Source organism: Pseudomonas marginalis, assembly GCF_008692035.1.
GTDB lineage: Bacteria > Pseudomonadota > Gammaproteobacteria > Pseudomonadales > Pseudomonadaceae > Aquipseudomonas > Aquipseudomonas marginalis.
Map to the genome: position 1 here is coordinate 843,977 of NZ_VTFG01000002.1, position 19,910 is coordinate 863,886.

Annotated in this window: 18 protein-coding genes; 3 read left to right on the top strand and 15 right to left on the bottom strand. The window is 59.9% G+C overall.

Features of this window, described 5'->3' with window-relative positions:
- Positions 1-68: 68 nt before the first annotated feature.
- From rnhB to rpsB, 15 genes are all read right to left on the bottom strand, one after another.
- A complete protein-coding gene (gene rnhB, locus FX984_RS23970) occupies positions 69-701 on the bottom strand; it encodes a ribonuclease HII (protein ID WP_027604470.1) in 633 nt (210 codons plus the stop codon).
- Entirely contained in the window at positions 698-1,837 is a 1,140-nt protein-coding gene (lpxB, locus tag FX984_RS23975; RefSeq protein WP_027604471.1) for a lipid-A-disaccharide synthase, read from the bottom strand. Before lpxB ends, rnhB begins: the two co-directional genes overlap by 4 nt.
- Positions 1,838-1,839: 2 nt before the next feature.
- Positions 1,840-2,616, bottom strand: coding sequence for an acyl-ACP--UDP-N-acetylglucosamine O-acyltransferase (lpxA, locus tag FX984_RS23980; protein ID WP_027604472.1), 777 nt, complete (start codon positions 2,614-2,616; stop codon positions 1,840-1,842).
- Entirely contained in the window at positions 2,613-3,053 is a 441-nt protein-coding gene (gene fabZ / locus FX984_RS23985) for a 3-hydroxyacyl-ACP dehydratase FabZ (protein WP_003172281.1), read from the bottom strand. Before fabZ ends, lpxA begins: the two co-directional genes overlap by 4 nt.
- A 110-nt stretch (positions 3,054-3,163) precedes the next feature.
- A complete protein-coding gene (gene lpxD / locus FX984_RS23990) occupies positions 3,164-4,219 on the bottom strand; it encodes a UDP-3-O-(3-hydroxymyristoyl)glucosamine N-acyltransferase (protein WP_027604473.1) in 1,056 nt (351 codons plus the stop codon).
- Between the two features lie 3 nt (positions 4,220-4,222).
- The gene (locus FX984_RS23995) at positions 4,223-4,726 is read right to left on the bottom strand and encodes an OmpH/Skp family outer membrane protein (protein ID WP_003219314.1); all 504 of its coding nucleotides are present in this window, start codon (positions 4,724-4,726) and stop codon (positions 4,223-4,225) included.
- 45 nt (positions 4,727-4,771) lie between these two features.
- Complete coding sequence (bamA, locus tag FX984_RS24000; RefSeq protein ID WP_053137245.1) at positions 4,772-7,159, bottom strand: outer membrane protein assembly factor BamA; 2,388 nt, start codon at positions 7,157-7,159, stop codon at positions 4,772-4,774.
- A gap of 74 nt (positions 7,160-7,233) precedes the next feature.
- A complete protein-coding gene (rseP, locus tag FX984_RS24005) occupies positions 7,234-8,586 on the bottom strand; it encodes a sigma E protease regulator RseP (RefSeq protein WP_146475825.1) in 1,353 nt (450 codons plus the stop codon).
- Between the two features lie 54 nt (positions 8,587-8,640).
- Entirely contained in the window at positions 8,641-9,831 is a 1,191-nt protein-coding gene (gene ispC, locus FX984_RS24010; protein ID WP_146475826.1) for a 1-deoxy-D-xylulose-5-phosphate reductoisomerase, read from the bottom strand.
- Positions 9,828-10,637, bottom strand: a complete 810-nt coding sequence (locus FX984_RS24015) for a phosphatidate cytidylyltransferase (RefSeq protein ID WP_141156920.1) — start codon at positions 10,635-10,637, stop codon at positions 9,828-9,830. The genes ispC and FX984_RS24015 overlap by 4 nt, the downstream gene beginning before the upstream one ends.
- Entirely contained in the window at positions 10,638-11,393 is a 756-nt protein-coding gene (gene uppS / locus FX984_RS24020; protein ID WP_027604478.1) for a polyprenyl diphosphate synthase, read from the bottom strand.
- 17 nt (positions 11,394-11,410) lie between these two features.
- Positions 11,411-11,968, bottom strand: a complete 558-nt coding sequence (gene frr / locus FX984_RS24025; protein WP_027604479.1) for a ribosome recycling factor — start codon at positions 11,966-11,968, stop codon at positions 11,411-11,413.
- Positions 11,965-12,708: a UMP kinase gene (gene pyrH, locus FX984_RS24030; RefSeq protein ID WP_003172271.1), complete on the bottom strand. Its 744-nt coding sequence runs from the start codon at positions 12,706-12,708 to the stop codon at positions 11,965-11,967. The genes frr and pyrH overlap by 4 nt, the downstream gene beginning before the upstream one ends.
- 211 nt (positions 12,709-12,919) lie before the next feature.
- Entirely contained in the window at positions 12,920-13,783 is an 864-nt protein-coding gene (gene tsf / locus FX984_RS24035; RefSeq protein ID WP_027604480.1) for a translation elongation factor Ts, read from the bottom strand.
- A gap of 192 nt (positions 13,784-13,975) precedes the next feature.
- Entirely contained in the window at positions 13,976-14,713 is a 738-nt protein-coding gene (gene rpsB, locus FX984_RS24040; RefSeq protein WP_003219330.1) for a 30S ribosomal protein S2, read from the bottom strand.
- Between the two features lie 387 nt (positions 14,714-15,100).
- Between rpsB and map the strand changes: the two genes are divergently transcribed.
- From map to dapC, 3 genes are all read left to right on the top strand, one after another.
- Complete coding sequence (map, locus tag FX984_RS24045) at positions 15,101-15,883, top strand: type I methionyl aminopeptidase (RefSeq protein WP_012722594.1); 783 nt, start codon at positions 15,101-15,103, stop codon at positions 15,881-15,883.
- A 65-nt stretch (positions 15,884-15,948) separates the two neighbouring features.
- Positions 15,949-18,651: a [protein-PII] uridylyltransferase gene (locus tag FX984_RS24050; protein ID WP_027604481.1), complete on the top strand. Its 2,703-nt coding sequence runs from the start codon at positions 15,949-15,951 to the stop codon at positions 18,649-18,651.
- A 59-nt stretch (positions 18,652-18,710) separates the two neighbouring features.
- Positions 18,711-19,910 (top strand): succinyldiaminopimelate transaminase, encoded by a 1,200-nt coding sequence (gene dapC / locus FX984_RS24055; protein WP_065938769.1) that lies wholly within the window; start codon positions 18,711-18,713, stop codon positions 19,908-19,910.

A 19,910-nucleotide genomic window follows, 5' to 3' on the forward strand; every position in this document is an offset into this window, starting at 1 on the left:
GTCCAGAAACTTAGAAACAACAAGGCCCGGGATTGTACCGGGCCTTGGCAAAAACATCAGCCTTGCGACTAAACCTCGCTGAGGTTCTCGCGCAGCTCATACGCCTGGCGCACCGGGGCAAACGAGCGCCGATGGATCGGCGTTGGGCCGAGACGGGCCAGGGCTTCCAGATGAACGGGCGTCGGATAGCCTTTATGGCCCCCGATGCCGTAGCCGGGGTAAATCAATTCGAAGGCAGCCATTTCACGGTCTCGGCTGACCTTGGCCAGGATCGACGCGGCGGCAATGGCTGGAACCTTGCTATCACCCTTGACCACCGCCTCAGCCGGCATCGCCAGCTTCGGGCAACGGTTGCCGTCGATCATCGCCAGCTTTGGAGTGATATGCAGGCCTTCAACGGCACGCTGCATGGCCAGCATCGTGGCGTGCAGGATGTTCAATTCGTCGATTTCTTCGACTTCGGCCCGGGCGATATGCCAGCTCAGGGCCTTTTCACAGATTTCGTCGTAGAGTTTTTCACGACGCGCTTCGGTGAGTTTTTTCGAGTCGTTGAGGCCCAGGATCGGACGGTTCGGATCCAGGATCACGGCCGCCGTCACCACCGCGCCACACAGCGGGCCGCGCCCCACTTCGTCAACACCGGCCACCAGTTCGTGGGTTTGGGCAACGAGGCTGAAATCCAGGCCTATTTGCGTGCTCATAAAGCTTCCTGTTTTTGGCCGATCAAGGTCAATACGGCGTCGGCCGCCTGGTTCGAGGCATCACGGCGCAGGGTGCGGTGGATGTCGTCAAAACCGCGGGTCTGTTCTTCGCCGCCGTCGATCAAGGGCAATAGGGTTTGCGCGAGGGCTTCGGGGGTTGCATCGTCCTGCAATAATTCCGGCACCAACAAGCGCTGGGCCAGCAAGTTGGGCAAGGAGATGTAAGGACTTTTGACCATGCGCTTGAGAATCCAGAAGGTCAGCGGTGCCAGGCGATAGGCCACGACCATCGGGCGCTTGTAGAGCAGGGCCTCCAAGGTCGCGGTGCCCGAAGCGATCAGCACCGCATCACAGGCCGCCAGGGCCAGGTGCGACTGGCCGTCGAGCAGGGTCAATGGCAGATTGCGACCGACCAGCAGTGTCTCGATTTGTGCACGCCGTTGCGGGCTGGCGCAGGGCAACACGAACCGTATCCCGGGCTTCAAGGCTTGCAGGCGCTCGGCAGCATCGAAAAACACGCTGGCAAGACGGCCCACTTCGCCGCCTCGACTGCCCGGCATCAGCGCAACGAGCGGGCCTTCGGGCAACCCCAGCTCGGCACGCGCGGCTGCACGATCAGCCTGCAAAGGAATGCTGTCAGCCAGGGTATGCCCGACAAACCTTACCGGCACGCCCTTCTCCTCGTAGAACCTGGCCTCGAACGGCAACAGGGTCAACATCAGGTCGCAGCCTTCGCGGATCTTCAACACACGTTTCTGCCGCCACGCCCACACAGAGGGGCTGACGTAGTGCACGGTCTTGATCCCGGCCTGACGCAACTTGAGTTCGATATTGAGGGTGAAGTCCGGCGCATCGATGCCGATAAACACGTCGGGCTTTTCTTCGATCAGCGTCTGGATCAGCAGCTTGCGACGAGCCAGGAGCTCACGCAGGCGACCCAGCACCTCGACCAGCCCCATGACCGACAGACGCTCCATGGGGAAGTATGACGTCAGGCCTTCGGCCTGCATCAGCGGGCCGCCGACACCGATAAATTCCACCGCAGGGTGCCGGGCCTTGAGTGCCCGCATCAGACCTGCGCCCAAAATGTCGCCGGAAGCTTCTCCGGCCACCAGCGCGATACGCAGAGTAGCCATGATCAGCGGGTGATGCCGCGGGTCGACGCCTGGATCGAGTCACGGAACACCGCGACTTCCGGAAACAACGCTGCCGGCTCGGCCAGTTGGATCAACGCCTGGTCCACCGTCAGCCCCTGACGGTAGACCACCTTGTAGGCGCGGCGCAGGGCGTGGATCGCCTCTTCGCTGAAGCCACGACGGCGCATGCCTTCGAAGTTCATGCTGCGGGCTTCGGCCGGGTTGCCGAACACCGTGACGAACGCCGGAACGTCCTTGCCGATGGCAGTGCCCATGCCGGAAAAGCTGTGGGCGCCGATATGGCAATACTGATGCACCAGGGTAAAACCGGACAGGATCGCCCAATCGTCAACGTGTACATGGCCAGCCAACGCGGTGTTGTTGACCAGGATGCAGTGGTTGCCGATCACGCTGTCATGACCGATATGGGCATAGGCCATGACCAGGTTGTGATCACCCAGCGTGGTCTCGGCACGATCCTGCACGGTGCCACGGTGAATGGTCACGCCTTCACGGATGATGTTGTGATCACCGATTACCAGGCGGGTTTCTTCACCCTTGTACTTCATGTCCGGGGTGTCTTCGCCTACCGAGGAAAACTGGTAGATGCGGTTATGTTTGCCAATGCGGGTCGGACCCTTGAGGATCACGTGCGGCCCGATGACAGTCCCCTCGCCGATTTCCACACCTGCGCCGATGATCGACCAGGGGCCGACCTCAACGTCGGCGGCCAGTACGGCCGACGGATCGATGATTGCGCGAGGGTCAATCAAACTCATAGTTTGCGTTCCGCACAGATGATCTCGGCAGAGCACACCGGCTTGCCATCTACCGAGGCCTGGCATTCGAACTTCCAGATCTGGCGCTTGCAGCTGATGAACTTGGCTTCCAGGATCAACTGGTCACCCGGGGTAACCGGGTTGCGAAAGCGCAACTTGTCGGAGCCCACGAAATAGTAAAGCGTGCCGTCGGCAGGCTTGAGGTCGAGCATTTTGAAACCAAGGATACCGGCAGCCTGGGCCATTGCTTCGATGATCAATACGCCCGGCATGATGGGATGCGCGGGAAAGTGACCGTTGAAGAACGGTTCGTTGATGCTGACATTCTTGTAGGCACGAATGCGCTTTTCCTCAACATTCAGGTCCACTACACGGTCCACCAGCAGGAACGGGTAACGGTGAGGCAGGTATTCGCGAATCTCGTTGATGTCCATCATTTCGGGGGGAAGCCTGTAATAAAGATTGGGGGCGGGCGACTAAACGCACGCCCCGCTAGCAAATCAAGGAGGCAGTCTAGCGGCTGTGCACACTTGATATGGAAATGGTATCAGCCTTCTGATGAAGCATTACCGCCAGGGGTCACGTCCCCAACACGCTTTTCCAGCTGTTTGAGACGTCGAGCCATGTCGTCGAGCTGCCTCAAACGTGCTGCGCTCTTGCGCCATTCAGCTGCGGGCTGCATGGCGGTACCAGATGAGTAGGCCCCCGGTTCGGTAATCGAGTGGGTGACCATGGTCATGCCGGTGATGAAAACGTTGTCGCAAATATCGATATGCCCCACCAGCCCTACGCCACCGGCGAGCATGCAATGCTTGCCGATCCGGGTGCTGCCGGAAATGCCTACACAGGCGGCCATGGCGGTGTGATCGCCAATCTGCACGTTGTGGGCGATCTGGATCTGGTTGTCGAGCTTCACGCCGTTACCGATCACGGTATCGGCCAGGGCCCCGCGATCGACCGCCGTGTTGACACCGATTTCCACGTCGTCGCCGATCAATACGCCGCCGACCTGGGCGATCTTGTGCCAGGCGCCTTTCGAGTTGGCAAAGCCAAAGCCTTCACCGCCGATCACCGCACCCGACTGAATGACCACACGTTCACCGATACGCACGTCGTGGTACAGGGTCACGCGAGGTGCCAGCCAACCATCGGCGCCGATTACACAGCGAGCGCCGATAAAGCAATGTGCACCGACCGTTACACCGGCCGCGATGCGTGCGCCGCTCTCGATCACCGCAAACGCACCGATGCTGGCCGCAGGGTCAACCTGGGCATCATCGGCGATAACCGCAGACGGATGAACACCACCTGCTGCCTTGGGCTTCGGGTCGAACAGATGCGACGCCTTTGCGTACGACAGGTAGGGGTCAGCCACTACCAGGGCATCCCCGGCGTAACTCTCGGCGTCAGCGGCCTTCAGCAACACGGCTGCGGCCTGGCAGTCGACCAGGTATTTACGGTATTGGGGGTTTGCGAGGAAGCTCAACTGAGCTGGGCCAGCCTCCTGCAAGGTGGCTAGCCCAGTAATTTCCTTCTCCGGGGAACCACGCAAGGTGGCTCCCAGGAACTCGGCCAACTCGCCGAGCTTGATAGTCGCGGTCATGGCTTACTTCAGCTGGTTCATGCGCTCGATCACCTGACGGGTGATGTCGTATTGAGGCTTGACGTCAATCACGGCGCCACGCTCGAACACCAGGTCAAAGGCACCTTTCTTGATGACTTCTTCCACGGCGCTGTCGAGTTTAGGCTTCAGCTGTTTCAGCATTTCACGGTCGGCAACAGCCTTGGCTTCGTTCAGCTCCTTGGATTGGAACTGGTAGTCACGGGCCTTTTGCTTGAACTCAAGCTCCAGACGCTCGCGCTCGCCTTGCTGCATCTTGTCGCCACCCGCTACCAGACGGTCCTGGATACCCTTGGCGCTGCTTTCCAACGTCTTGAGCTTGGTCAGTTGCGGACCGAATTTTTTCTCGGCATCCACGGCGTATTTCTTGGCCGCATCGGATTCCAGCAGGGCCATCTGATAGTTCAGGACGGCGATTTTCATTTCGGCGAAGGCCGGGGTGGCTACCAGCACGGTGGCCAGCAGAACCAATTGAGTCAACTTACGCACGATGTACTCCTACAGAATCCGTTGTCGTTATCTTGGGTCAGACGCTTAGAACGTCTGGCCGAGGGAGAATTGGAAAATCTGGGTTTCAGCGTTATCCGGTTTCTTGATCGGCATGGCCAGAGCAAAGCTCAACGGGCCAAGCGCAGTCACCCAGGTCACACCGACACCCACCGAGCTCGCCAGGTTGCTGAGGCTCACGTCGTTGCACTCAGTCCGTGACTTCACGCCGCTTGGGTTGGTGATCTGTTCGCACTTGGAGTCGAACACGTTACCCACATCCCAGAAGACCGAAGTACGCAGGGACCGCTGATCCTTGACGAACGGCAGCGGGAACAGGATTTCCGCACCACCCTGGATCAACACGTTACCACCGAATGGCAGCGGGTCGTTGTCGGAGTCCGCGACGGTGCCCTGGTTACCGGTCACACCAACGCCACGGCTCGGTGTACCACGTGGACCCAAGGTGCTGTCCTTGAAGCCCCGCACGGAGTTGAAGCCACCCGCGTAGTAGTTCTCGTAGAACGGCAGCCCATTGGTGGAACCATAACCGTCGCCATAGCCCAGCTCGGTGTGCAGGCGCATGGTGTAGTTATCGCTCAGCGGCTGGAACAACTGGCCACGGTAGTCGAGCTTGAAGAACGACAGGTCGCTGCCCGGCGTCGTTGCTTCCAGCGTCAGGCTCTGGGAATGACCACGGGTGGCAAGCACGCCTTTGTTCAGGGTCGACTCGGACCAGCCGGCGGACGCCTTGAAGTTCAGGAACTTGTCGCCTTCCTTGCGAGTGAAGTCGAAGATCTCGTCCACGGTGTACACACCGGTCTTGATCTCATCCTGTTGCGCAGTCAGGCCGAAGGTCAGGCGCGAGGTCTCGCTGATCGGATAACCGATGTTGGCGCCTACGCCCAGGCTGTCGATTGCATAGCTGGCTACGTCGACGTCGAGGTCTTTGTAGTCGGTGGTGCGATAGAAGGCGTTGTAGCCCAGGCTGACACCGTCCGCGGTCCAGTAGGGGTCGACATAACCGAAGTTATAACGGCTCTGGTATTCGCTTCGGGTCAGGCCGATGGACACCTTGTTACCGGTACCCAGGAAGTTGTTCTGGGTGATGGAACCACCGAGGATCAGGCCGGCACTCTGTGCGAAACCGACACTGGCGGTGATCGAACCCGACGCTTGCTCTTCCACGGCGTAGTTCACGTCAACCTGGTCATCCACACCCGGTACGGCTGGCGTTTCGACGTTCACTTCCTTGAAGAAGCCCAGGCGCTCAAGACGGGTCTTGGACTGGTCGATCAGGTAAGTCGACGCCCAGCCACCTTCCATCTGGCGCATTTCGCGGCGCAGCACTTCGTCCGCGGACTTGGTGTTGCCACGGAAGTTGATGCGGTTCACGTAGGCACGCTTGCCTGGGTCGACGACAAAGGTGATGTCCACGGTGTGGTCTTCATCGTGGGGGGTAGGCACGCCGTTGACGTTGGCGAAGGTATAGCCTTCGTTACCCAGGCGACGGGTGATCAGTTCGGACGTGGTGGTCATCAGCTTGCGCGAGAACACCTGGTCTTTCTGCACCAGCAACAGGGCCTTGACCTGGTCTTCAGGCACTTTCAAGTCGCCGCTGAGCTTAACGTCACGAACCTTGTACTTCTCGCCTTCGTTGACGTTGACAGTGATGTAGACGTGCTTCTTGTCCGGGGTGATGGACACCTGGGTCGAAGCGATATCCATGTTGATATAGCCACGGTCCAGGTAGTAGGAACGCAGGCGCTCCAGGTCACCGGAGAGTTTTTCGCGGGCGTACTTGTCATCGTTCTTGAAGAACGACAACCAGTTGGTGGTCTTGAGCTCGAACAGGTCGATCAGGTCTTCATCAGCGAACTTGGTGTTGCCCACCACGTTGATGTGCTGAATGGCCGCCACGGTACCTTCGTTGATGTTGACCTTGAGGCCGACACGGTTACGAGGCTGCGGCACGACTTCCGTTTCCACGGTCGCGGAGTAGCGACCCTGGGCAACGTACTGGCGCTGCAGTTCGTTACGCACACCTTCAAGGGTGGCGCGCTGGAAGATCTCGCCCTCGGCCAGGCCGGATTGCTTCAGGCCTTTCATCAGGTCTTCAGTGGAGATCGCCTTGTTGCCTTCGATCTCGATACTGGCGACGGAAGGTCGCTCGACGACGGTGATGACCAGGACGTTACCTTCGCGACCCAGTTGGATGTCTTGAAAGAACCCGGTTTTGAACAGCGCACGAGTGGATTCCACCAGGCGACGATCATCAGCCTGTTCCCCGACGTTCAACGGCAAGGCACCAAAGACGCTACCCGCGGAAACCCGCTGGAGGCCGTTGACGCGAATATCGGAGATGGTGAAGGACTCGGCGTGAACTTCGGCGATCATCAATACGGTGAGAACCGCAGTTAGCAGCAGACGTTTCATGAAGTCCTTTCTTATTCCAACTGGCAATAAACAAACTGCCGCAAAATGCGGCAGATTCGCAATTCAGCGAAGCGTTACAGTCGACCCAGATCGTTGACCAAGGCTAATAACATCACCCCGACCACCAAGCTGATACCGATCTGTATCCCCCAACCCTGCACCCGATCCGACAAGGGGCGACCACGCACCCACTCGACCAGATAAAACAACAGATGCCCCCCATCCAATACTGGAATGGGCAGCAAATTCAGAACACCCAGGCTGATACTCAGATAAGCCAGGAAATTCAGGAAATCCGCGACACCCGACTGGGCAGAAGCGCCCGCCACTTTAGCAATGGTTATCGGTCCACTCAAGTTTTTTACCGAGAGCTCGCCGAACAACATTTTCTTGAGGGATTCGAGGGTCAGCACACTCATGGTCCAGGTGCGTTTTGCACCCTCGCCAATGGCCGCCAGCGGCCCGAAACTGACCTCACGCACCATCGAGGGCGGCCACTCCGGACTCTTGACGCCTGCACCCAGGTAACCCCCGGCCGCCTTGGCTTCCCCACGTACCGCCAGGGTCACGGGGACGTCGATTTGAGCACCGTCACGCTCAATTTTCAGCACAATCCTTGTATCAGGGCGTACGCGCACCAGGTCGACCACCTGCTGCCACTCACCCAACACCTGGCCATCGAGGGCCAGCAAGCGATCGCCGGTTTTCAGGCCAGCGGCCTGGGCCGGACCCTTCGGATCCAGCTCGTCAAGTACCGGCGGCAGCGCAGGACGCCATGGACGGATGCCCAGGGACTTGATCGGATCAGGCTCGTCAGCGCCCTTGAGCCAATGGTCCAAGGCCAACGTGCGCGGGGTCTCGGCACTGGAATCCTGCTCACGCACCACGACGTTGACGGTGCCGCTTTCACCCAAACGACGGACCAGCTGCAAATTGACCGCGCCCCAACCCGTCGTCGGCTCACCATCAATGGAAACAATTTCCTGCCCCGCCACCAGACCTGCCTTGGCGGCGATACTGTCCGCCTCGACCGCGCCGATGACTGGACGCACCTGCTCGCTGCCGAGCATGGCCAGGACCCAGAAAAACAGCATCGCCAGGAGGAAGTTGGCGATCGGACCGGCCGCAACAATGGCGATACGCTGACGAACGGTCTTGCGATTGAAGGATTGGTCCAACTGATCGGCCGGCACTTCACCTTCACGCTCATCGAGCATCTTGACGTAGCCACCCAACGGGATGGCCGCGATCACGAACTCGGTGCCATGCCGGTCGTGCCAGCGAACCAGTGGCATGCCGAAACCGACGGAAAAGCGCAGTACCTTGACGCCGCAACGACGTGCCACCCAGAAGTGGCCGAATTCGTGGAAGGTAACCAGCACACCCAGAGCAACCAGGGTGCCGACAATCATGTAAAGCGCACTCATCTAATTTCTCCGCATTCCAATCCAGTGCCCCAGGGCTCAATCGCGCCCACAAGACTAACGCGCGTTGCGGTCCAACCATTGTTCGGCCAAGGCCCGTGCCTTGGTGTCCGCCTCGAATACCGCGCCGAGGTCATTGACTGCCACCACGGGTTCAAGACCCAGGACGTCCTCGATGATACTCGCGATCTGCGGAAAGCGGATGCGCCGTTCGAGAAACGCCGCCACGGCCACTTCATTCGCCGCGTTGAGCATCGCCGGCGCGCTGTTACCTGCCTCCGCCGCCTCACGCGCCAGACGCAGGCACGGAAAACGTTGCTCGTCCGGCGCCTCGAAGTCCAAGCGGGCAATGGCAAACAGGTCCAGTGGCGCCACACCGGAATCGATTCGCTCCGGCCAGGCCAGGGCATTGGCGATCGGGGTGCGCATATCCGGATTGCCCAATTGGGCCAATACCGAGCCATCCACATAGTCGACCAGTGAATGAATCACACTTTGCGGGTGAATCACCACCTCGACCTGATCCGGTCGCGCATCGAACAACCAGCACGCCTCGATCAACTCCAGGCCTTTATTCATCATGCTTGCCGAGTCGACGGAGATCTTGCGCCCCATCGACCAGTTAGGATGAGCGCACGCCTGGTCCGGAGACACCTGCCCCAACTCCCCCAAGGGAGTTTGCCGGAAAGGACCACCCGACGCGGTCAGCAGAATCCGACGCACACCCACCTGGCCCAGGCCACGAGCAAAGTCGCCGGGCATGCATTGGAAGATCGCATTGTGTTCACTGTCGAGGGGCAGCAATACGGCGCCGCTCTTGCGCACCGCCTGCATGAAGAGCGCGCCGGACATCACCAGCGCTTCTTTGTTGGCCAGCAGGATTTTCTTGCCCGCATCCACGGCAGCCAAGGTCGGACGCAAGCCGGCGGCACCGACGATAGCGGCCACCACCGTATCCACCTCGGCATCGGCCGAGACCTGGCACAACCCCTCCTCCCCCACCAGTACCTGAGTGGCCAGCCCGGCAGCCCGCAGATCATCCTGCAGGCTCCGTGCCGCCGAACGCCCAGGTACCACGGCAAAGCGCGGCACGTGGCGCACGCACAGTGCCAGCAGTTCGCTGAGGCGGGTGAACCCGGTCAAGGCAAACACTTGATAGCGGTCAGGATGACGAGCGATCACATCCAGGGTGCTCAACCCTACCGAGCCGGTTGCACCCAGCACGGTCACTTGTTGCAGGCGGCTCACGAAGCGGTCATCCACAACAGTACGGCAAAGATCGGGATGGCAGCGGTAAGACTATCGATACGATCCAGCACCCCGCCATGACCCGGCAGCAGGTTGCTGCTGTCCTTGATCCCGGCCTGGCGCTTGAACATGCTTTCGGTGAGATCACCGACCACCGAGATAAATACGACAATGGCCGTGCCCAGCAGGGCCAGGACAATCTCCTTCACCGACCAGTCGCGCACCAGCCCCACCACCAGGGTGATCGCCAGCGTCAACGCAAGGCCGCCATACACGCCTTCCCAACTCTTGCCCGGACTGACTGCCGGCGCCAGCTTGCGCTTGCCGAATGCCCGGCCAGAGAAATAGGCGCCGATGTCTGCGCCCCAGACCAGCACCATCACCGCCATGATCAGCCAGTTACCCATCGGCGAATTCTTGATTTCCACCAACCCTTGCCAGGCGGGCAACAGAATCAGCAAGCCAATCACCAGCTTGCTGGCGACACTGGACCACTGGCCACTGCTGCGCGGAAAAGTCAGCACCAGGTAGGTCGCAAGCGCCCACCACAGCACCGCCGCCCCCAACACCCAAGGCACGATGATGCTCGACAGGGTGTGCATCAGAAACAGCAGCACCGCCACCACAAGGGCATACACCACACGCGGCAACTGTGCGTTGAAACCTGCCAATCGCGCCCATTCCCAGGCACCCAGGGTTACCACCAGGCCGATAAACAGCGCAAAGCCGGAGCCATCCAGCAGGAAAAACCCGCACAAGGCAATCGGCAACAGTATCAGCGCGGTGATGATTCGTTGTTTAAGCATTTAAACCCGGGCCCCAGCTTCGATCTGCTCACTCGTTTTACCGAAGCGACGCTGACGGGAAGCGAAATCGGCCAGCGCAGTGCGCATGGCATCGTGTTTGAAGTCCGGCCAGAACAGGTCGGAGAAGTACAACTCGGTATAGGCCAATTGCCATAAGAGGAAATTGCTGATGCGATGCTCACCACCGGTACGGATACACAAGTCAGGTAACGGCAGGTCGCCGGTCACCAGGCAGGTCTGTAACAGTTCAGGCGTGATGTCGTCCGGCCGCAGGTGACCGGCCTGCACTTCGCGGGCCAGTCGCTGCGCAGCCTGGGCAATGTCCCACTGGCCACCGTAGTTGGCCGCGATTTGCAGCACAAAGCGGTCAGTACCGGCAGTGATCGCCTCGGCTTCACGCATGGCCGCCTGCAGTTCCGGGTGGAAGCGCGAGCGGTCGCCGATGATGCGCAGGCTGATGTTGTTGTCATTCAGGCGCTTGGCCTCGCGACGCAGGGCCTTGAAGAACAGATCCATCAAGGCACTGACTTCTTCGGCGGGCCGCTGCCAGTTTTCACTGGAGAACGCGAACAGGGTCAATACCTCGACCTTGGCCTCGGCACACACCTCAATCACGGCCCGCACCGCATCGACACCCGCCTTATGCCCGGCGACACCCGGCATAAAGCGTTTCTTCGCCCAGCGATTATTCCCATCCATGATGATCGCGACATGGCGCGGCACCACGGAGGGCACAGTCTGCTTGGTCTTTTCCATGAAGGCGTCCTGACCCCTTATACGGCCATCAGGTCCTTTTCTTTTTCGTCGGTTGCCTGGGTGATCTTCGCCTCGGCCTCCTTGGTCAGCTTGTCGATATCGGCGACGGCACGACGCTCTTCGTCTTCGCTGATTTCCTTGTCCTTGACCAGCTTCTTCAGCTCGCCCAAGGCATCACGACGAATGTTACGCACTGCAACACGTGCATCTTCAGCCGCGCTGCGGGCCTGCTTGGTGAAACCCTTGCGGGTTTCTTCAGTCAGGGCCGGCATGGAGATCAGCAGCAACTCACCCAGGTTGGTGGGATTGAGGTTCAGGCCAGCGCTCTGGATGGCCTTGTCGACTGCCGCGAGCATGTTGCGCTCGAAGGCCACGACTTGCAGGGTGCGCGAATCCTTTACGGTAACGTTGGCCACGCCGCTCAGCGGGGTATCAGTGCCATAGTAGGGCACCATCACGCTGCCCAGGATGCTCGGGTGCGCCTTGCCGGTACGAATCTGGCCGAATGCGTGGCTCAGAGACTCCAGGGATTTCTGCATACGCGCTTGGGCGTCTTTCTTGATTTCGTTGATCATTGTTGGCCTTCCTCGATCAGAGTCCCTTCCGCGCCGCCGTGTACGATATTCAGCAGGGCACCGGGCTTGTTCATGTTAAATACGCGCAGCGGCATCTTGTGGTCGCGGCACAGGCAAATAGCCGTCAGGTCCATCACGCCCAGCTTGCGATCCAGCACTTCATCGTAGGTCAGATGATCGAACTTCTCGGCATGCGGGTCTTTGAATGGGTCTGCGGTGTACACGCCATCTACCTTGGTCGCCTTGAGCACCACGTCGGCATCGATCTCGATGGCGCGCAGGCAAGCAGCCGAGTCCGTGGTGAAGAACGGGTTGCCGGTACCGGCAGCGAAGATCACCACCTCTTTGGCGTTCAGGTGGCGCATGGCTTTGCGACGATCATAGTGATCGGTCACACCCACCATGGAAATAGCCGACATCACGATAGCCGAGATATTGGCACGCTCCAGGGCGTCACGCATGGCCAGGGCGTTCATCACAGTGGCCAGCATGCCCATGTGGTCGCCGGTGACCCGATCCATGCCGGCCGCACTCAATGCCGCGCCGCGGAATAGGTTACCGCCACCGATCACCAGGCCGACCTGCACGCCGATGCCGACCAACTGGCCGACTTCCAGCGCCATGCGGTCGAGCACCTTGGGGTCGATCCCGAACTCTTCCGAGCCCATCAGGGCCTCGCCGCTAAGCTTGAGTAGAATGCGTTTATAGCGAGCCTGATAACCACTGCCCTGCTGAGCCATTGCGAATCTCTCCTGCGGCGTATTTTTAAAAAATTCTTGGCGAGCCGTTTACGGCTTGCGTTCACTCTAGCTGGACGCTCTCACAGCGCCATCGGAACACGGCTTTGTAAGCCAGTTCCGAGGGTAAGCCAAATTAAATCGGCCTGCCCATTTGAAAAGAGGCTGCGCGCGTGAGCGGGCAGCCTCTTTCGGGCGACAGTTAAAAACTGTCTTATTGCTTGGCGGCAGCCAGCTGGGCAGCAACTTCTTCAGCGAAGTTGTCGACCGGCTTCTCGATGCCTTCGCCTACCTTGAAGTAAGTGAAGGAAACGATTTCAGCACCGGCTTTCTTGGCCAGTTCGCCAACCTTGATTTCAGGGTTCTTGACGAACGCCTGCTCAACCAGGCTTGCCTCAGCCAGGAACTTGCTGATACGGCCCTTGACCATGTTCTCAACAATGTTTTCTGGCTTGCCTTTGATTTTTTCTTCGTTCAGCTGCAGGAACACCGCTTTTTCACGCTCGATCGCTTCGGCAGAAACTTCCGAAGGCAGCAGGAACTCAGGGTTGCTGGCCGCTACGTGCATAGCGATGTCTTTGGCCAGCTCAACGTTGCCGCCCTTCAGGACCACTGCAACGCCGATCTTGTTGCCGTGCAGGTAACCACCGACAACATCACCTTCAACGCGCACCAGGCGACGGATGTTGACGTTTTCGCCAACCTTGCCGACCAGTACCAGGCGATCAGCTTCTTGAGCGGCGATCAGCGGAGCGACGTCAGTCAGCTTGTCGGCGAACGCTTTTTCAACGCTGGCAGCAACAAATGCCTTGAAGTCGTCCTGCAGGGCCAGGAAGTCGGTCTGGGAGTTCACTTCCAGCAGAACAGCAGACTTGCCGTCTTCTTTCAGAGCGATAGCGCCTTCAGCAGCCACGTTGCCTGCTTTCTTGGCAGCCTTGATGGCGCCGGAAGCACGCATGTCATCAATGGCTTTTTCGATGTCGCCGTCAGCCTTTTCCAGGGCTTTCTTGCAATCCATCATGCCTTCGCCGGTACGCTCACGCAGTTCTTTAACCAACGCTGCAGTAATTGCTGCCATTTTCAAATTCCTCTTGGATAGGTTTTCAACCATTCCACCCGATCGAACGGGGGATCAATTCTTCCCGAACCACCCTTGTTAGCCGCTGCACGTTACAGGTGATGTAGCTGCGCTGCTGACAAATGGTTTTCGAGGTGGCAAAAAGGGGGCCAAGCCCCCTTTTTGCTTACTGAGTCAACGCCAGGGCGTCAATTACTCAGCTGCGGCTACCGGAGCTTCTTCAACGAACTGCTCGGTGCCACCAGCAACGTGGTTGCGACCACGGATGACAGCGTCAGCCATCGAACCCATGTACAGCTGGATGGCGCGGATGGCGTCATCGTTGCCTGGGATGATGTAGTCAACGCCTTCCGGGCTGCTGTTGGTATCGACTACGCCGATAACAGGGATGCCCAGCTTGTTGGCTTCGGTGATCGCGATGCGCTCGTGATCAACGTCGATAACGAACAGTGCGTCAGGCAGACCGCCCATGTCCTTGATGCCACCCAGGGAACGATCGAGCTTTTCCAGGTCACGAGTGCGCATCAGCGCTTCTTTCTTGGTCAGCTTGGCGAAAGTACCGTCTTCGGCCTGCACTTCAAGGTCACGCAGACGCTTGATGGAAGCACGGATGGTTTTGAAGTTGGTCAGCATGCCGCCCAACCAGCGGTGATCGACGTACGGCGAACCGCAACGTGCTGCTTCTTCAGCAACGATCTTGCCAGCGGAACGCTTGGTGCCGACGAACAGGATCTTGTTTTTGCCCTGGGCCAGGCGCTCTACGAAAGTCAGAGCTTCGTTGAACATTGGCAGGGTTTTTTCAAGGTTGATGATGTGGATCTTGTTACGCGCGCCGAAAATGTACTTACCCATTTTCGGGTTCCAGTAACGGGTCTGGTGACCGAAGTGCACACCGGCCTTCAGCATATCGCGCATGTTGACTTGGGACATGATAGTTCCTTAATAAGTCGGGTTTGGCCTCCACGTATCCCAATGACCAACCAGCGGCATCAAGGCCTCCGGCACCCAGGTCATCGTGTCGACACGTGTGTGGATTTAAGCTTTTCGGGGTATCCCCGGAAAGCGGCGCATTTTATACCACACGAAGGGCGAAAACGAAACACGCAATCACATTTGGCCTGGGCGACGTGTACGCAAGCCTTTGAATAGAGCCGATATAACCCCATCTGATAGAGAGAAGCGATCGTCGGGGGCTCATGATTTGCCGCCCGCGTCTGTTAGAATCGCGTTTTTTGGCGCTTGTGCGAGTTCTGCAACCTTTTGTCGCACGCCCGTAAACCGTATTGATTTCAGCGCATCGCGCTAGAGAGAGCCTGTATGACCGTTAGTTTGAAAACCGCCGAAGACATCGCCGGCATGCGCATTGCCGGCAAACTGGCTGCCGACGTGCTGGAAATGATTGCCGAGCACGTCAAGCCCGGCGTTACCACGGAAACCCTGAACCAGATCTGCCACGACTATATAGTCAATGTGCAGGGCGCCATTCCTGCGCCACTGAACTACAAGGGCTTCCCCAAGTCGATCTGCACTTCGGTCAACCACGTGGTCTGCCACGGGATTCCGGGCGACAAGCCGTTGAAGGACGGCGACACCCTGAACATCGACGTCACCGTGATCAAGGACCGCTACTTCGGCGACACCAGCCGCATGTTCCACGTCGGCACCGTGCCGGTCTGGGCCGAGCGCCTGTCCCAGGTCACCCAGGAATGCATGTACAAGGCCATCGAGATCGTCAAGCCTGGCTGCCGCCTGGGCGACATCGGTGAAGTGATCCAGAAGCACGCCGAAAAGAACGGTTTCTCGGTAGTGCGCGAATTCTGCGGTCACGGTATCGGTACGGTCTTCCACGAAGAACCGCAGATCCTGCACTACGGCCGCGCCGGCACCGGCATGGAGCTCAAGGCAGGCATGACCTTTACCATCGAGCCGATGATCAACCAGGGCAAGGCCGACACCAAGGTGCTGGGCGACGGCTGGACCGCCATCACCAAGGACCGCAAGCTCTCGGCCCAGTGGGAACACACCCTGCTGGTCACCGAGACCGGCTACGAGATCTTCACCCTGCGCGCCGACGACACGATCCCACGCGTTTCGGCGTGAAGGGCTGCCAAGGTTTTCCCAAACTGTGTTGTGACTGACTGATAGATAGAAAGGAAAGCCGATCAATGCCCCAGGTGGATCCCGAACTCTTCGATCGTGGCCAGTTCCAGGCCGAGCTGGCACTGAAGGCGAGCCCCATCGCCGCATTCAAAAAGGCGATCCGCCAGGCCCGCGAGGTGCTCGACGAGCGCTTTCGCAGCGGCCGGGACATCCGCCGACTGATCGAAGACCGCGCCTGGTTCGTCGATAACATCCTGCAAAAGGCCTGGGAACAGTTCAGCTGGAGCGAAGACGCCGATATTGCCCTGGTAGCGGTCGGCGGCTACGGTCGTGGCGAGCTGCACCCGTACTCCGACATCGACCTGCTGATCCTGCTGGACAGCGCCGACCATGAGATCTTTCGCGATTCCATCGAGCGCTTTCTGACACTGCTGTGGGACATCGGCCTGGAAGTCGGCCAGAGCGTGCGCTCGGTGGATGAGTGCGCCGAAGAGGCCCGCGCCGACCTGACCGTCATCACCAACCTGATGGAAAGCCGCACCATCGCCGGCCCCGAGCGCCTGCGCCAGCGCATGCTCGAAGTCACCAGCACCGCGCACATGTGGCCGAGCAAGGATTTCTTCCTGGCCAAGCGTGCCGAGCAGAAGGCCCGGCACCACAAGTACAACGACACCGAATACAACCTCGAACCCAACGTCAAAGGCTCGCCGGGCGGGTTGCGCGACATCCAGACGATTCTGTGGGTCGCACGTCGCCAATACGGCACCCTGAACCTGCGCGCCCTGGCCGGAGAAGGCTTCCTGGTGGAGAGCGAAAACGCCCTGCTGGCATCGTCCCAGGAATTCCTGTGGAAAGTGCGCTACGCCCTGCACATGCTCGCCGGGCGCTCCGAAGATCGCCTGCTGTTCGACCACCAGCGCTCCATCGCCACCCTGCTGGGGTTTGAAGGCGAAGACGCGAAGACCAGCATCGAAAGCTTCATGCAGCAGTACTACCGGGTGGTCATGAGCATTGCCCAGCTCAGCGACCTGATCATCCAGCATTTCGAAGAAGTGATCCTCGCTCCGGAAGACGAAGCACCGCCGCAGCCGATCAATTCGCGCTTCCAACTGCACGACGGCTATATCGAGGCACGCAACGACAACGTGTTCCGCCGCACTCCGTTCGCCATGCTGGAAATCTTCGTGCTGATGGCCCAGCAGCCGGAAATCAAGGGCGTACGCGCCGACACCATCCGCCTGCTGCGGGAAAACCGTCACCTGATCGACGATGACTTTCGCAACGACATTCGCAACACCAGCCTGTTTATCGAGCTGTTCAAGTGCAAGATCGGCATCCACCGCAACCTGCGGCGCATGAACCGCTATGGCATCCTCGGGCGTTACCTGCCGGAGTTCGGGTTTATCGTCGGGCAGATGCAGCACGACCTGTTCCACATCTACACCGTGGACGCCCACACCCTCAACCTGATCAAGCACCTTCGCAAGTTGCAGTACACCCAGGTGTCAGAGAAATTCCCGCTGGCCAGCAAGCTCATGGCCAAGCTGCCCAAACCGGAGTTGATCTACCTGGCCGGCCTGTACCACGACATCGGCAAGGGCCGGCATGGCGATCACTCGGAAATCGGCGCAGTCGATGCCGAGGCGTTCTGCCAACGCCACCAACTGCCGTTGTGGGACAGCCGCCTGATCGTGTGGCTGGTGCAGAACCACCTGGTGATGTCGACCACCGCCCAGCGCAAGGACTTGTCCGACCCGCAGGTGATCCACGACTTCGCCGGGATTGTCGGCGATGAAACCCGCCTCGACTACCTGTACGTGCTGACCGTTTCCGACATCAACGCCACCAACCCGACCCTGTGGAATTCCTGGCGCGCCAGCCTGTTGCGCCAGCTCTACACCGAGACCAAGCGCGCGCTGCGCCGTGGCCTGGAAAACCCAGTGGACCGCGAAGAGCAGATCCGCCGCACCCAAAGCGCCGCCCTGGACATCCTGGTGCGCGGCGGCAACGACCCGGACGACGTCGAGCAACTGTGGTCGCAATTGGGGGACGATTACTTCCTGCGCCACACCGCCGGCGATGTGGCCTGGCACAGTGACGCGATCCTGCAGCAGCCGGCCGATGGCGGCCCGCTGGTGTTGATCAAGGAAACCACCCAGCGCGAATTCGAAGGTGGCACGCAGATCTTCATCTATGCGCCCGACCAGCACGACTTCTTCGCCGTGACCGTGGCGGCCATGGACCAGCTCAACCTGAACATCCACGACGCACGGGTGATCACCTCCAGCAGCCAGTTCACCCTCGACACCTATATCGTGCTCGACACCGAAGGCGAGTCCATCGGCGATAACCCGGCGCGGGTGAAAAAGATCCGCGAAGGCCTGACCGAAGCCCTGCGTAACCCCGACGACTACCCGACGATCATCCAGCGCCGGGTACCGCGTCAGCTCAAGCACTTTGCCTTTGCGCCCCAGGTGACCATTTCCAACGATGCACAGCGCCCGGTGACCGTGCTGGAACTCAGCGCACCGGACCGGCCAGGCCTGCTGGCACGAATCGGCGGCATTTTCCTGGAATTCGATTTGTCACTGCAGAACGCCAAGATTGCGACCCTCGGCGAGCGCGTGGAGGACGTGTTCTTTATTACCGATGCCGATAACCAGCCGCTGTCCGACCCGGAGCTGTGCCTGCGCTTGCAGGCGGCGATCGTGCAGCAGCTGAGCGTGCCCCAGGAACCCGGTGTCGAGCTGACGCGCCTGACGATTTGATACCAGGAGCGGCCTACCGCTCCCCTCCCAGTTTTTAACGCCTTGCACGAGATCCACCGATGAACAACGCCCTGAACCAGCTCCAGCCCTACCCGTTCGAAAAGCTGCGCGCCCTGCTGGGCAGCGTCACGCCGAACCCGGACAAGCGCCCGATCGCGCTGTCCATCGGCGAACCCAAGCACAAATCGCCGCAGTTCGTTGCCGATGCCCTGGCCAACAACCTCGACCAGATGGCGGTCTACCCCACCACCCTGGGCATCCCGGCCCTGCGGGAGGCCATCGGTGCCTGGTGCGAACGCCGCTTCGACGTACCCAAGGGCTGGCTGGATCCGGCGCGCACTATCCTGCCGGTCAACGGCACCCGTGAAGCGCTGTTCGCCTTCACCCAGACCGTGGTCAACCGAGGCGACGACGCGCTGGTGGTCAGCCCGAACCCCTTCTACCAGATCTACGAAGGCGCCGCGTTCCTGGCCGGGGCCAAGCCGCATTACCTGCCATGCCTGGATGAAAACGGCTTCAACCCGGATTTCGACGCGGTATCGCCGGACATCTGGAAACGCTGCCAGATCCTGTTCCTGTGCTCCCCCGGCAACCCGACCGGTGCACTGATCCCGGTCGACACCCTGAAAAAACTCATCGCCCTGGCCGACGAATATGACTTCGTTATCGCCGCCGACGAGTGCTACAGCGAACTGTACTTCGACGAACAAACCCCGCCACCGGGCCTGCTCAGCGCGTGCGTCGAGCTGGGCCGCCAGGACTTCAAGCGTTGCGTGGTGTTCCACAGCCTGTCCAAGCGCTCCAACCTGCCAGGCCTGCGCTCCGGTTTTGTCGCGGGCGACGCCGAAATCCTCAAGGGTTTCCTGCTATACCGCACTTACCATGGCTGTGCGATGCCGGTGCAAACCCAGCTGGCAAGCATCGCGGCCTGGCAGGACGAGGCCCATGTGCAGGCCAACCGCGACCTGTACCGCGAGAAGTTTGATGCCGTGCTGGCAATCCTCAAGCCGGTGCTGGACGTACAGGCCCCGGACGGCGGCTTCTACCTGTGGCCGAATGTGCAAGGCGATGATGCCGCGTTCTGCCGCGATTTGTTCGTGGAGGAACACGTGACCGTGGTGCCGGGTTCTTACCTGTCCCGGGAAGTGGATGGCGTGAACCCCGGCGCCGGGCGCGTACGCCTGGCGTTGGTTGCGCCGCTGGCCGAGTGTGTGGAAGCGGCTGAACGGATTCGCGATTTCATTCAGCGTCGTCGGTAA